The 13,567-nt window shown below is 52.0% G+C and carries 13 protein-coding genes and 1 riboswitch; of the genes, 7 read left to right on the top strand and 6 right to left on the bottom strand.

The features are described from left to right. Nucleotides 1-50 precede the first annotated feature (50 nt). A complete protein-coding gene (locus NYE24_RS18795; RefSeq protein ID WP_036691686.1) occupies nt 51-965 on the bottom strand; it encodes a carbohydrate ABC transporter permease in 915 nt (304 codons plus the stop codon). A 15-nt stretch (nt 966-980) separates the two neighbouring features. Further along, a complete protein-coding gene (locus NYE24_RS18790) occupies nt 981-1,934 on the bottom strand; it encodes an ABC transporter permease subunit (protein ID WP_051493237.1) in 954 nt (317 codons plus the stop codon). A 219-nt stretch (nt 1,935-2,153) separates the two neighbouring features. Here NYE24_RS18790 and NYE24_RS18785 point away from each other — a divergent pair, with 219 nt between their 5' ends. The 5 genes from NYE24_RS18785 to NYE24_RS18765 all read left to right on the top strand — a co-directional run bounded on the left by NYE24_RS18785 (nt 2,154) and on the right by NYE24_RS18765 (nt 7,494). Continuing rightward, complete coding sequence (locus NYE24_RS18785; RefSeq protein WP_342476388.1) at nt 2,154-3,110, top strand: DUF5643 domain-containing protein; 957 nt, start codon at nt 2,154-2,156, stop codon at nt 3,108-3,110. 128 nt (nt 3,111-3,238) lie between these two features. Further along, a riboswitch (glycine riboswitch) is annotated at nt 3,239-3,318 on the top strand. 139 nt (nt 3,319-3,457) lie between these two features. After that, nucleotides 3,458-4,834, top strand: coding sequence for an amino acid permease (locus NYE24_RS18780; protein ID WP_036691689.1), 1,377 nt, complete (start codon nt 3,458-3,460; stop codon nt 4,832-4,834). A 34-nt stretch (nt 4,835-4,868) separates the two neighbouring features. Further along, nucleotides 4,869-5,816, top strand: a complete 948-nt coding sequence (locus NYE24_RS18775; protein WP_342476387.1) for a YafY family protein — start codon at nt 4,869-4,871, stop codon at nt 5,814-5,816. 76 nt (nt 5,817-5,892) lie between these two features. Then, the gene (locus NYE24_RS18770; protein ID WP_342479262.1) at nt 5,893-6,444 is read left to right on the top strand and encodes a DinB family protein; all 552 of its coding nucleotides are present in this window, start codon (nt 5,893-5,895) and stop codon (nt 6,442-6,444) included. A 228-nt stretch (nt 6,445-6,672) separates the two neighbouring features. Continuing rightward, a complete protein-coding gene (locus tag NYE24_RS18765; RefSeq protein ID WP_342476386.1) occupies nt 6,673-7,494 on the top strand; it encodes a methyl-accepting chemotaxis protein in 822 nt (273 codons plus the stop codon). Between the two features lie 38 nt (nt 7,495-7,532). On the opposite strand, the gene NYE24_RS18760 is transcribed toward NYE24_RS18765, so the two are convergent. Then, nucleotides 7,533-7,901 carry a DUF1304 domain-containing protein gene (locus NYE24_RS18760; protein ID WP_036691693.1) on the bottom strand — a complete coding sequence of 123 codons (369 nt, stop codon included), beginning with the start codon at nt 7,899-7,901 and terminating at the stop codon, nt 7,533-7,535. 152 nt (nt 7,902-8,053) lie between these two features. On the opposite strand from NYE24_RS18760, the gene NYE24_RS18755 reads away from it, so the two are divergent. Continuing rightward, complete coding sequence (locus NYE24_RS18755) at nt 8,054-8,563, top strand: GNAT family N-acetyltransferase (RefSeq protein WP_235218351.1); 510 nt, start codon at nt 8,054-8,056, stop codon at nt 8,561-8,563. A 61-nt stretch (nt 8,564-8,624) separates the two neighbouring features. On the opposite strand, the gene NYE24_RS18750 is transcribed toward NYE24_RS18755, so the two are convergent. The 3 genes from NYE24_RS18750 to NYE24_RS18740 form a co-directional block, all read right to left on the bottom strand. Then, nucleotides 8,625-9,653 carry an S-layer homology domain-containing protein gene (locus NYE24_RS18750; protein WP_063828981.1) on the bottom strand — a complete coding sequence of 343 codons (1,029 nt, stop codon included), beginning with the start codon at nt 9,651-9,653 and terminating at the stop codon, nt 8,625-8,627. Nucleotides 9,654-9,774: 121 nt separating this feature from the next. After that, entirely contained in the window at nt 9,775-10,704 is a 930-nt protein-coding gene (locus NYE24_RS18745; RefSeq protein ID WP_342476385.1) for a phosphotransferase, read from the bottom strand. 88 nt (nt 10,705-10,792) lie between these two features. Beyond that, nucleotides 10,793-12,454, bottom strand: coding sequence for a GGDEF domain-containing protein (locus NYE24_RS18740; RefSeq protein WP_051493230.1), 1,662 nt, complete (start codon nt 12,452-12,454; stop codon nt 10,793-10,795). A 148-nt stretch (nt 12,455-12,602) separates the two neighbouring features. On the opposite strand from NYE24_RS18740, the gene hprK reads away from it, so the two are divergent. Further along, nucleotides 12,603-13,520 (top strand): HPr(Ser) kinase/phosphatase, encoded by a 918-nt coding sequence (hprK, locus tag NYE24_RS18735; protein WP_036691698.1) that lies wholly within the window; start codon nt 12,603-12,605, stop codon nt 13,518-13,520. The last annotated feature ends 47 nt before the right edge of the window (nt 13,521-13,567 follow it).

Raw genomic sequence — 13,567 nt, 5'->3', positions numbered from 1 at the left:
GATAATTAGATCATATATTCTAACCGGCATTTACGCCAGAGCTAGACCAATTAACCTTTGATAGCACCAATCGTGAGGCCTTTGGTGAAGTACTTCTGGAAGAACGGATAGATGAACAGAATCGGACCAATCGACAGCACAACCATGGCCATCCGCAGACTTTCGGTCGGAACGGATTCCTGTACCATCAGGGCGACACCGGTGCCGGCAAGCTGGGTTTTGAAGAACTCGGCCTGGCGGATCATCTGAATCATGACGTACTGCAGCGAGAACTTGTTGGTGTCATTAATGAATAGCATGGAGTTGAACCAGTCATTCCAGTACATCAGCGTAGTGAACAGTCCGATGGTCGCCAGTACAGGCAGGGAGATCGGCAGCACGAGCTGGAAGAAGATCCGCCATTCCGAAGCCCCGTCCAGCTTGCCGGATTCAATCATCTCCTCCGGGATCGTCTGCTGGAAGAAGGTGCGGGTGATGAAGATATAGAAGGCATTGGACAAGCCGGGCAGGATCAGCGCGACCAGCGAGTCCTTCAGATCAAGATAGTTCACATATAGCAGATAGAAGGGGACAAGCCCTCCCGAGAACAGCATGGTGATCAGCAGGTAGAAGTTGAATGTCTTTTTAAAAGGAAAATCCTTCCGGTAGAGCGGATACGCATACAGCGCAATCAGCAGCACGGCCAGAACAGTTCCGATAAGGGTAACGGTCAGGCTGACACCATAAGCCTTAACCAGTGTCTCCGAATGCTTGAACAAATATTGGTACGCGGACGCGTCGATATGATCGGGCCAGAACTTGTAACCCTGCAGCGTCAAGGCCTTCTCGTTGGTTAAGGAGATAGCGACAATGAGCAGGATCGGCAGGATACACGCCAGGCTGAAGGCGATGAAGAATACATTCAGAATAATCTGGGCGGTAGTAGAGCCTTTGGTATAAGGGTTGCTTCGGGATGCAGTAGTCATTAGAATCCTCCGTTTCTAGAAAAGCGCCGTATCGCGGTTCAGCTTACGGGCCAGAGCGTTCGCGCCGATGACCAGGAAGAAGCCGACGACAGATTGATAGAAGTTCGCCGCAGAGGACATCCCCAGGTCATTGAGCTGGATCAGGCCCCGGTAGACATAGGTGTCGATGACGTCCGTAGTCGAGCGCAGCGCACCGGAGTCCAGGGTCACATGGTAGAACAGCCCGAAGTCAGAGCGGAAGATACCGCCCATGTTAAGAATCGTGAGAATCACCATGATCGGCGTAAGCAGCGGCAGGGTAATCTTGGTAATCTGCTGCCATTTGCTGGCCCCGTCCATCACCGCAGCTTCGTACAACTCTTCGCTGATGCCGGTGATGGCTGCAAGGTAGATGACACTGCCGATCCCGATGGAGTGCCACATTTTGGTGATCCACAGAATGTAAGGCCATGCGTTAGGATGCATATAAGCGTTCACCGAGGAGTAGCCGAACATCGGCAGAATATGCTTGACCAGGAAGCCGTACTCCGGGTGCAGGAAGGCATAGACGATGAAGCTGACCACGACCATGGACAGGAAGTTCGGCATAATCATCACGGTCTGGAAGAACTTCGAGGCCAGCTTGTTACGCACCTCATTGATCGCAATCGCCAGCGAGACGGAGAGAATAAGGCCTGAGATAATGAAGACCACATTGTAACCCACGGTGTTGATGGTCACCCGCAGGGCGTCAGAGGTGGCGAAGAGGAACCGGAAGTTATCCAGCCCGGCCCAGGGACTGCCCATAATGCCATCAATGTAGTTGATGTTCTTGAAGGCAATGAATAATCCGAACATCGGAATATAGCAGTTGATGAAAAAGATAATCGACGTGGGCAGCAGCATCAACAGCAGCACCCGGTATCGCACGATATTGTGCAGCAGACGGCCGAAACGGCCCTGGGGCGGTGGCGCTAGCTTGGTGTTCATAGCTTGTGGTGCGGGATTTGCCATAAGTTCTAACCTCACTCTACTTGTTCTGGATGAATTTATTATAGTAGAGCGGATGAACGGAATTCTTTCTTGTAAATGACTCTGTTTATTCAAAAATGACTTTTATGCAGAGACGTTATTTCTGTACTTATGTCACAAACTAGCAGCCGGGAAGCGTTATTCTTGTATATTCTTCAAAAGCAAAGGAGAAAAGCTATGTACACGATCAGCTTAAATACGATGAAGAAAGCAATGATAGCAACAGCAGTAACCGCTGTACTCGGAGGGACAGTTGTCGGCGGGGGATACTCTTTACCCGTAGCGGCGGCAGCCGATGTTAACAAGGATAATAAGGCGGGCAGCGTATTCGCGGCCAGCGATAACGCCACTCTGAAGGCGATTGTTCAGAAAAAGCTTGCTGCCGCCCCGAATCAGGCCGTGACCCAGGAGGGGGTAACCCTGACACTAACCGATCTGACCTATGACAGTAATCAATTTATCGCAGGCATCCGGCAGGACGGAGGGACGGTGGACAAGAACGGTTCTTTCCTAGACCAGACCAGGAATGTGGACGTGTTAATCAATGGGAAAAAGCTGTTGTACGATACTTCCATCAGTACAAATCCAGAGGATACGGACACAGCCTTGATCTATCTGAATAAGGGCGCGATGAAGCAGCAAATCCCGGATAAATTCGACCTTACGCTGAAGACTTACGCCAACGGGGTGAAGGAGCCGTTTGTTTTTAAAGTTCAAGTGAACAAGTTGGGGGCCCTCTTAAGCTTGAATCCGGGCGTCTCCAAGAAGAACAGCACATTCAGCTACACAGTGACATCCTTCCAGATGACCCCGTTAACAATGTCTCTGCAGGTGAGCTTCAAGGGTGCAGTTCCGGCGGCGGCCAAGTCCAAGGTGAACCCGGAGAGAATGTTATATGACCTTGTGGATGAGAAAGGGAATGTGAGCTCGCCGTGGGGCAAGCCGTTTGAGAAGGTTAAGACAAGCGGTACTGAGGAGCAGAACTACGGTGCTTTTCCGGCCGTCCCGAAGACCATTAGTGTTAAGCCGTTTACGTATGCCAAGGATGCCAGCGGGAAAATGTTCAAGGACAAACAGGGCCAATGGGCTAAAACCTATTATAAAGATCTGGAAACCAAAATTACGGTTAAATAACAAGCGATGTAACTAATGTTATTGACAGAAGTCTGGGCTATGAATAGAATTGACAAATATTTAGATGAAGTCCGCTTCAAATAATTAAATATTCGCAAGCTATGAAGGCTATGGATCACACTATAGCTGGAGCAGCTTCTGGAGAGACTGCGGGAGACCGCAGCGCCGAAGGGTTCACAATCTCAGGCAAAAGGACAGAAGAGTACCGGATTTCTATTTCCCTGGCTGATTCCCTTCAGCGTGGGCAGATAGCTTATTTGGAACCTCTTATGAACCGGGAGATTGGATGATATCCAGTCTCCTTTTTGCGTATTTTCAGCATTGTATACATTAAGGGGGAAACAGGTATGGCACAGACAGAATTAAAAAGAGAGCTTGCAAACCGGCACGTCCAGCTTATCGCCATCGGAGGTACGATTGGCACAGGTTTATTCCTGGGATCGGGCAAGGCGATTCAGCAGGCCGGGCCCTCCATCATGCTCACGTATCTGATCGTGGGAATCGCCGTGTTTTTTGTGATGCGTGCGCTGGGGGAACTGCTGCTCTCGAAGGCGGGGTATCAATCTTTTACAGACATTGCTGAGGATTACTTGGGGCCGCGCGCGGCATTCATTACAGGCTGGACCTACTGGTTCTGCTGGATTATGACGGCGATGGCCGATGTGATTGCAGTGGGCGTCTATGTGCAGTACTGGTTCGATATTCCGCAGTGGGTACCGGCCGTGATCTGCCTGATCATTCTGCTCGGACTCAATCTGCTAACGGTCAAAAGCTTCGGGGAACTCGAATTCTGGTTTGCTCTGATCAAGGTAGTTACGATTCTGGCCCTGATCGGCCTGGGGATTGTCCTGCTGGTGACCCAGTTCAAGACGGATGCAGGCTCAGTGTCGGTCCGCAATCTCTGGGAGCACGGGGGCGTATTCCCGAACGGGGTGAAGGGCTTCCTGTTCTCCTTCCAGATGGTGGTATTCGCTTATGTCGGCGTGGAGCTGGTGGGGGTATCGGCAGCGGAGACGGCGAATCCTGAGAAAAACATCCCGTCCGCGATCAACAAAATTCCGCTGCGGATTCTGTTCTTCTATGTAGGCGCGCTCTTCGTGCTGCTGTGCATTAATCCCTGGACCCAGCTTAGCGCGTCTGAAAGTCCGTTCGTGCGCACCTTCAGTCTGGTCGGGATTCCGATTGCTGCGGGAATTATCAATTTCGTGGTCTTAACCTCGGCGGCCTCCGCCTGCAACAGCGGGATGTTCTCGACCAGCCGGATTCTCTACAATCTGAGCAGAAGGAATCAGGCCTCCCCTCAGCTCGGCAAGCTGAACCGGAATCATGTGCCTGCGAATTCCCTGTTTATTTCTACTATAGTAATCTCTGCCGGAGCGCTGCTCAGCAAGCTTATTCCGGGTCAGGCCTTCGGCATCGTGACTACAATCAGCGCCATTTGCTTCATCTGGGTCTGGGGCGTTGTGCTGGTCTGCCATATCAAGTATAAAAGGAACCGCCCGGATTTACATGCCGCTTCCAAATTCAAAGCGCCGTTCACCCCGGTGATTAACTATGCTGTCCTGACGCTGTTCGCCGCCATTCTAGTGATCATGCTCTTTGCCGACGAGACCCGTCCGGCGCTGCTGTTTACTCCGCTCTGGTTCATTCTGCTGTTCGTTCTGTACTCCATCAGAAGCCGTAAGGAGAAAAACGAACAGGAAATCAGTATAATCAATACATAAACTGATTTCAGGATGAAGAGGGTGCAGCCGCCGCATGAACAAGACAGACCGCATGTTAGCCATCGTACTGGAGCTGCAGCGCAAAGGGGTCGTACGGGCAGAGGATCTGGCGTCTGTCTTCGAGACTAGTGTAAGAACCATCTACCGCGATATCCAGGCGCTTAGTGAAGCCGGAGTGCCGGTGGTAGGAGCTACAGGTCAGGGATATTCACTGGTAAAGGGGTATTTCCTGCCCCCGGTCAGCTTCACAGCGGAGGAGGCTGTGACTCTGCTGATCGGGACGGATTTCGTGGAGCAGCGGTTCGATACGGAGTATGGTAACCGGGCATCCGCAGCAGGCAGGAAGATTGAAGCGATTCTGCCGGGTGATGTCAAGGAGAATGCTGCCCGGCTCCGCCAGAGCATCCTGCTGCTGAGTACCAGTAAAGATAAGCTGCAAGGACAGGAGAAGGAGTACATGGAGCAGATCCGCCGCGCGATTCTGGATCAGCGGAAGATCAGCTTCGGGTATACGAAGGGCAGACAGGAAGCTGACGGAAGTCACCGGAGTATCCGAACCGCCTCGCCGTATGGACTTGTCCTGAACAGAGGCGCCTGGACCCTGGTCGCCTGGTGCTGGCTGCGGCAGGAAATCCGTCATTTCCGGTTATCCAGAATGAGCGGGCTTACCGTTCTGGATGACCGGTTCGAAGTGCCTGCGGATTTCGATCTGCACGAGTATCAGCCGGATGATGACCGCCATGTACGCGTGTGTATTTTGGTGCATCCCGAGATAGCTGACAAGGCGGCTGAATCGAATAACTTTTATCTGGAGGCCGTGGAGGACCGGGCAGACGGCAGGCATATGACCTTCCGCGTACGCCAGCCCGGGGACCTGCTGCAATGGGTGCTTGGCTGGGGAGCGGGGGCGGTTGTCCTGGAGCCGGAAGCCTTGCGGAAGCTTGTGCGGGAGGAAACGGCGAGAATGCTGGAACGCTACTGACATAACGTTGTCAGGAGCGGTTGTGTATATTCAGGTCAGACCTTAAGAATAAAGGAGTTGCCTGAATACTATGAATATGAATACGAAGATTACGGAAGCCTTACAGCAATTTGAAAAGACTGCGAATCACTATCTTATGGAATTAGATACCTTCAGTATGGAGCAGCTGCTGCGGCAGCCTGCCGAAGGAGAGTGGTCTCTCGGGCAGATGGTTCAGCACTTAATACAATCGGCGCTGTACATGCAGCTTCGTAATATCGATCAGTGTCTGGCCGGGAACGGGCAAGCGGCGGGGAAGGAAGTAGAGATGACTCCGGATGGTAAAGCGGTTTTTGCCGAGGGCAGCTTCCCGCCTGTACGCGTTCATGTTCCGCCGTCACCGCAGTATACGCCGGTGCAGCCGGAGAGCAAGGAGCAGCTGATCCAAGGCCTGAACACAGTGATTGAGCGGATGCGCGAGACCCTTCCGAAGCTTGCGCAGGCACCTGAGCACAGCACCGCCCCTCATCCCCGGTTCGGCCCCTTGTCTGGGGCAGAATGGTATCTGCTGATTGAGATGCACTACCGCCATCACTTGCTGCAGCTGAACCGGTTGAAGGATTTCATAGGATCAAGTGTTGCGCAATAGAAGAACGCCAATAAGCCGAAGCCTGTCAGTTGTAACTGAGGGCTCCGGCTATTTTGCTACACTGATCACGTCGAGGGTTCACGTGCCCAATGTGATCGAAAAACCGGCCACAATGGTCAATTTTTAATTATTCATTTTTGAATAAAGGAGGTTTGTCGCAACATGTCGAACTTAACTCTTGATTTCGCTGTACCCTGAAGCTAACTGAATAAAAGGAGATCCGCACCTATGAAAAACATCGTACGCTCCCTTGAAGATATAATAAATCTCGCGCCCGTTCTGAAAGCTGCTTTTCCATACGATATCTCGATTGCCGTCTGTGATACCGAGAAGTTTCTCGCCTATTACCCCGGGGATTCCATTGATCTGGGGATTCGCGCCGGGCAGATGATTCACGCGGACGAACCTCTGTATCACGCACTGAAAAATGATGAATACTCAAGGGCCAATGTTCCCAAAGAGTATTATGGATACGAATTTGTGGGTACGGTCCTTCCGGTACATGGAGAGGATGAACGTGTCTGCGGGGCGGTCTGCATTCAGGTGCGCAGACAGACCGAGCTGCGGGAAATTGCTGACCGGATGGCACTGTCCCTGAATCAGGCTAATGCGCGGATCGCGCAGGTAGCGGGCGGGTCTAACCAGCTGGCCGGCTTCTCTCAGAAGCTGCTGGTCCAGTCAGAGACCACTGCTGCAAGTGTCCACAAAAGCGATGAAGTGCTGGCCGTTCTGAGGAAGGTTGCCGACCAGACGCATCTGCTTGGAATTAATGCGGCCATTGAGGCCGCCCATGCCGGAGAGAAGGGCCGGGGCTTCGACATTGTCGCCAGAGAAATCCGCAAGTTCTCACAGGAGACCGAGCAATCCGCGCAGCGGATACGGGACACCCTGCGGGAGATCCAGACAGCGATGAAGGGAATCGGCCAATCCATCGGTCAGATTGCCTCAGTGGGGCAAGAGCAGGCAGCTTCAACGCAAGAGATGTCCAGCTTCATTGAGGAGATCCGGGCGATGTCGGAGCAGTTGAACCAGTTCGCGCAGAAGCTGTGAGGGCAAGTGTGGAAGCTCCCTGCATAGTCCCGCGAATCTTACAGATGTGCGATCAGTGTGGCTGCCAGCGCCAGGAAGGCCGGGAGGCCTTGCATCAGCAGGATGGATCTCTTAGAGGTGAGTCCGCCGTAGATGGCCGCAACCGCCACACAGATCAGGAAGAACAATTGCAGCTGGTAACCGAAGTCTGCGCTCGGATGCAGCAGGCCCCAGACTAGACCGGCTGCCAGGAAGCCGTTATACAAGCCCTGGTTGGCAGCAAGCGACTTCGTCTCCCGGGAGAAGGCAGGGGTCAATCCGAACGCCTTCTGTGCTCTCGGGGTGGTCCACAGGAACATCTCCAGTACTAGTATGTACACATGCTCTAGTGCTACTAAGGCAACAAGAATTAAACTTACAGTCATCATAACGAGTCCCTCTTTTCAAGTAATGTGAATCAAATCAATTCTTTATTTAAATTGTGCAAAATATAATTTTACGAACTTAAATATACCGGACTTTTTGCTATTTGTCAATTTACTACAAATCGTAAAATTGTAATGTAGAGGGGGCAAGAAGAATGATACATATAAGAACGCTAACCCCGTCTGATGCCGAAGCCTACCGGGCGCTTCGTTTGCAGTCGCTGCAGCAGCACCCGGAAGCTTTCCTTAGCTCCTATGAATCGGAAGTGAAATTGTCCACTGAGACGACCCGGATCAAGCTGGACCCCTCGGACGGGCATTTCACTCTAGGTGCTTTCTTGAACGGGGAGCAGAGGCTGGCGGGAATGGCCACCTTGTTCCGGGAGAGCAGGCTCAAGATTCAACACAAAGCACATGTCTATGCAGTATATGTAGATCCGGATGCCCGTAAACATGGCACGGGCCGTGCGCTGATGCTGGAGCTGATTGCACGGGCGAAGGCCGCGCCGGGACTGGAGTTGCTTACACTGACGGTAACGTCCAATAACGTTCCGGCCACAAGACTCTACGAATCTCTGGGATTCGTCCGCTATGGCACTGAGCCGAAGGCGATGAAGCTTGGCAGCGAGTATCTGGATGAGGATCTGATGGTGCTGATGCTGTAAAATACAGCAAAAGCCCCTCCCGCCTTTTCGGCAGAAGGGGCAGAGATGAAGGGGCGGTTGCTTACTTCGCAGACTTTCCGCTCAGGATGGCCTTCACCTGGCTGACCATTGCCGCTGCGTCAGCACTGGTGACACCGTCCTGCGGACGGAAGCTTCCGTCTTGATCCAGCTTCACGATCTTGAGGGCAAGCGCGGTCTGAATAGCTCCCGAGTTCAGGATATTGATCTTGTCATTATCCTTGATCTCCACCGGGATCAGCTTGATCATCGGCAGTTGGCCGCTGGTCTGGAGTGTGTTAATGAGCAGATAGGTGAACGATTCGCGGGTCACGCTCATATTCGGGTCAATCTTGATCTGCAGGTTCGCTTCCCCGGCGGCATCCTTGATGTACTGGACGGCTTCGGTTGCGGTAATCGTCCCGCTCACTGCACCGGGTGCCGGATGTGCCTTCAGATAAGAGAGTGCATTGCTGATGGCTACTGCCGCTTCTGCACGGGTGATCTCCTGCTTCGGGTTAAGCTTGCCGCTGCCATCCAGCTTCAGGACACCGTAATTCAGCGCACGCTGCAGGGCACCGGAGTATTCAACCTTCACCTGATCCTGATCGGCATACTCCGTCACTACTGGCTTAATCATCGGCAGGCGGTTCGTGTTCTCCATCGCATCAATGAGCTGGTAGGTAAACTCTTCGCGGGTCAGCTTCTCACCAGGCTTCAGATCCGCAGGCAGGTCCAAGCCGTGCACACCGGCAATAATCAGCGCCTGTGCATACCAGGCGGAGTCACTCGCGTTCTTGAAATAGTCGGTGGCATGCGGCTCCTTCACGAACCGGATCGTATCCAGATTGAGATCAAGCGCACCCACGATCATCTGCACCCCCTGGGCTGCTGTGATGCTGAGGTTCGGGCCGAACAGATCCGCGCTGATGCCTTTAATCAGGCCGCTGTTCTGAAGCGCGATAATCTTGTCTTTATCCTGTACGTTATGGATATCCTTGAAGGCCGCGGCCGAGGCGAATTGTTGTCCTGTGAAGCTGAGCGCCAGAGCGGCTGCTGCGGATAGTGTGATCATCTTGAATGTCTTCTTCATGTCCAGTCACCTCGTAGTGTAGTTTGTGGTTTATTTGTGATCATAGACGGCGGCATAGTCAAAAAGGTTCCAGCAAAAATAAAATAATCAAAATCATAAAAAAAGCACTGGCCGCATCGGGCTAGTGCCGTTTTCTCATACAAATCTCCTGCCATCTCATAAGCCATCCATACTGCTCATCACAGAATTCTTTCGTTACAGACTGTAGCCCCTGGCAGCGGACAATTCGGGATATAATCTGATAATGCCTTACCGCAATGAAGTCAAAAATCGCGTAGATCTCAATGTCACTCAGGGTTCGCACCTTAGAATACCCGGTATAGAAGCGTTCAAATAAACGCTGGGTAGCATCATACATGGAATCGTGATATTGATTAAAATGAGTAGCGTCTGACATGTATGCCACGTCCATGCCGGGATAGTCTCCGGAGGCATCATCAAAATCCATAAAGATATACTGCCCATGGCGGTTCCTAATCATGTTGCCTGTATGAAGGTCGCCGTGACAAAAGCCTCTTGGGAGCTTTGAAATACGGCCCCACAGTTCATTTCCATATTGTTCAAGATCGGACATGGAGTTTGAATCACAGTCCAGTTCGCTCATAATAGAGAGATAATCATCAATATATTCATCTTTTGTACGCATAATCAGTTGTTCTACAGGGTAGTTCTGCATTAGCTTATGAAGCTCGGCTGTCTGGTAACCGATAAGCTCCGCTTCGGCAAATCCATCAGGATTGTCACCCTCTACATAGTCGTAGAGCACAGCGGTAAGCCAGCCCTCCTGAGCTTCAAGAAGAATGTGATTCTTAAGTCTGGCAGTCCTCAGGACCGTCACAGCCGGAAAGGAATGAGCCTGCAAATAGTCAAGAATTCGTATAGACTGCATGGCATCGGCTGTTTTGAAGCTGCGGTATATTTTGAGCACATAACGCTTACCCCCGCCCTCTGCCAAATAAACCGAGCCAATCATCTCCCGGTGAAGCTTGATCTGCTTCATACGTAACGAGTAGGATTGGTTAATCTCACGGATAAGATGATCATGGTTCATCTGGCAGCGTCCCCTTTAATAATGGCTCCAACTGCTATCCATTATCCTATGGGAGAAAGACAGGTGTATAGAGAAAGATTGACTATAATTATACCTCCACCGCAACAATCTGATTCCGGCCCTGATGCTTGGCGGCGTACAGGGCTTTATCGGCAGACTTGAACAGGTCGTTCAGGTAGGTGGTCGCATCCATGGCAGGCGGGATCTTGAATTCGGCGATGCTGAGCAGCCCCAGGCTGATGGTGATGGACACGGGCTCATCGATATAATCGATACGGATGGTGTTGTGTTCAACCTCTAATTTGAGCTGTTCGGCCAGACGCCTCGCCTCGGCTCCATTCGTATCCGGCAAATAGATGATGAATTCCTCTCCGCCGTAGCGGGCCAAGATATCGGAGGGCCGCAGGCTGCGGTGCAGCAGCTCCACCGTGCTGCACAGGACCACATCTCCGGCGAGATGGCCGTGCTGGTCGTTGATTTTTTTGAAAAAATCGATGTCGATCAGTATAATAGTCGAAGGTGTCCGGGTATCGCTGACCCGCACTGCCTCCTGCTCCAATTGCTGCATCAGATAATGCCGGTTGTAGCAGCCGGTTAGACTGTCGGTGATCGCCAGCTTCCTCAGCTTGCCGTTCGTCTGGAACAGCTCCTCCTGCACCTTCACCAGCGAGTCGTTGCGTTCCTTGAGGACGGCATTCTGCTGGTTCGTCTCATCGATGAGCCGCCGGATCTCGGTAACATTCTGGAAGGTGACGATCCGGCCGACCCGGTTGCCGCTTACTATGATCGGCGCTGCATGAATACTGACAACCATTTGGATAAGAGGATGCAGAATTTCCAGCTCAGCCGTCTCCAGCGGATACTCATGGTATTTCTCAAGGAAGGACTCGATCTTCATCGCAGGGTCATCCGGCAGATAGCTGCTTATATTGAACGCCGTACCCGTCACAAGCGGGATATAGGGATGCAGGGCATGATTGATCTCTACGACCTGCTCCTGGTCATCCAGCACGAGAATTCCGTATTCCATGGTATTGATAATATCCTGATGGGCGATGGTTACGATATCGAATACTTTGTCCTGGTGGATCGTAATCACAAAGAACGTAGCCGACACCACTATACCCAGTGAAGTGAAGCCCGGAATTACCGGCAAATAGTCATCCAGAATGACATTGAGAAGCACGTCGATCATAAGGAAGATGCATAGCGCCGTAATGCCTTTGAGCATGTACATAACCTGATTCTTGATCCGCGCGGCCTGGTTAGAGGTCAGAGCCACGTATATGACATACATGGACACGAGGGCATTAATCACAAGAAAGGTCATGCTGATCCAGAAAATAGGTCCGTAGATCCGCTCAACATACCCTCCATTTACCGGGCGAACGAACCATCCATAAGGATTGAGCACCACTCCAAGGGAGGTCAATACTGCAGGGATCACCAGCGCGGACACTATTTTTCTGCTAAGGAACTGGGATTGTCCCGCGAGCAGAATCGTGAAGAAGAACCAGCCCAGGCCCAGCAGGGAAGCATCCACGAAGGCAAGCTTCACATAAAAGAGCTGATAGATAGGATCATCGACGGTCCTGATGGCAAACTGGCAGTAGGGCCAGATCAGCATGGCGAAATGGAACCCTAAATAGACCTTGTGCAACTTGGTAATCGTGACCGTAGCCACGATATAGATGAGCAGCAGGAACAGAAGGAAGCACATAATCAGGTCAATCCAAGAGGCTAAGGCCAATATATTACACCTTCTTGATTTTAATAGTATTTATTGATTTTTGTGGGTCTAAGGTCTTATATATTGTTTTTAATATATAATTAGCGTGTGCAGATTACAAGATTTTTAGATAAATCCATCGGGAAATATTGGATTGGGAGGGGACCACATGAAGTCTATTAGCGTGCAGAGTCTTGTAGAGAAATTCCATCTGGAGGTGCTCGCCGGAGCGGGCAGGATGGACCGGATCATCACCCGTCCACGGACGCACAGACCGGGTCTGGAGTTTGTCGGTTATTTTGATTTTTTTCCGATGGAGCGGGTGCAGGTCCTTGGACGTAAAGAGATTAACTACCTGTTAACGCTGAGTGTAGAGGAACGGATGCTGCATATCGGCAACATCGTCAAATACCATCCTCCGTGCTTTATCGTGACCAGCGGCCAGCAGGAGATTCCTTATCTGACGCTGTTCTGCGACCAGGAGGGCATTCCGCTGCTGCGGACGCCGGAGGTGACTACCGAATTCATTGCCAAGCTGGACAGCTTCCTGGTGAAGACGCTGGCGCCGGAGCTGTCGATCCACGGGGTATGCGTTAACGTGTCTGGGATCGGTATTCTGCTGCGTGGCAAGTCGGGGATCGGCAAGAGCGAGACGGCACACACGCTGATCCGCAGGGGCCACCGCTTCGTGGCGGATGATATTGTGGTGCTGAAGAAGCTGGGTCCGGCGACGCTCCTGGGGACCCATAATGAGACCACGCGTGAATTCCTGGCGCTGCGCAGCATCGGCCTGATCAACGTCGTGCGGCAGTACGGGCGGCGGGCGTTCCAGGATGAGACGCGGATCGTACTGGATATTGAGCTTGCCCCCTGGCAGGAGAATTCGCTCAACAATGAACTGGAGCTGGTGCCCCAGTTCACCGAATATCTCGGGGTGCAGATTCCGCATATCGAGGTCCAGCTTCAGCCGGGCCGCGATGTAGCCGGTCTGATTGAAGCGGCTGCGAACAACTGGTATCTCAAGCAGCTCGGATATAGCGCGGTGGAAGAATTCATGCAGCGGATTGAGGACGGGATGCAGTCTTAAGGAACGCAGGGAATGAAGACCCGCGCTCCTGGGCAACTTAGAGGAAA

This window comes from Paenibacillus sp. FSL H7-0350, from assembly GCF_038593195.1.
GTDB lineage: Bacteria > Bacillota > Bacilli > Paenibacillales > Paenibacillaceae > Paenibacillus_AQ.
Note: the sequence above shows the minus strand (reverse complement) of the source record. Positions and strands in the feature narration are given on the sequence as shown.

Excerpts from the sequence above, each read along its gene's own strand:
- NYE24_RS18795 (WP_036691686.1), bottom strand. The coding sequence starts at position 965 with ATGACTACTGCATCCCGAAGCAACCCTTATACCAAAGGCTCTACTACC.
- NYE24_RS18790 (WP_051493237.1), bottom strand. The coding sequence starts at position 1,934 with ATGAACACCAAGCTAGCGCCACCGCCCCAGGGCCGTTTCGGCCGTCTG.
- NYE24_RS18785 (WP_342476388.1), top strand. The coding sequence starts at position 2,154 with ATGTACACGATCAGCTTAAATACGATGAAGAAAGCAATGATAGCAACA.
- NYE24_RS18780 (WP_036691689.1), top strand. The coding sequence starts at position 3,458 with ATGGCACAGACAGAATTAAAAAGAGAGCTTGCAAACCGGCACGTCCAG.
- NYE24_RS18775 (WP_342476387.1), top strand. The coding sequence starts at position 4,869 with ATGAACAAGACAGACCGCATGTTAGCCATCGTACTGGAGCTGCAGCGC.
- NYE24_RS18770 (WP_342479262.1), top strand. The coding sequence starts at position 5,893 with ATGAATACGAAGATTACGGAAGCCTTACAGCAATTTGAAAAGACTGCG.
- NYE24_RS18765 (WP_342476386.1), top strand. The coding sequence starts at position 6,673 with ATGAAAAACATCGTACGCTCCCTTGAAGATATAATAAATCTCGCGCCC.
- NYE24_RS18760 (WP_036691693.1), bottom strand. The coding sequence starts at position 7,901 with ATGATGACTGTAAGTTTAATTCTTGTTGCCTTAGTAGCACTAGAGCAT.
- NYE24_RS18755 (WP_235218351.1), top strand. The coding sequence starts at position 8,054 with ATGATACATATAAGAACGCTAACCCCGTCTGATGCCGAAGCCTACCGG.
- NYE24_RS18750 (WP_063828981.1), bottom strand. The coding sequence starts at position 9,653 with ATGAAGAAGACATTCAAGATGATCACACTATCCGCAGCAGCCGCTCTG.
- NYE24_RS18745 (WP_342476385.1), bottom strand. The coding sequence starts at position 10,704 with ATGAACCATGATCATCTTATCCGTGAGATTAACCAATCCTACTCGTTA.
- hprK (WP_036691698.1), top strand. The coding sequence starts at position 12,603 with ATGAAGTCTATTAGCGTGCAGAGTCTTGTAGAGAAATTCCATCTGGAG.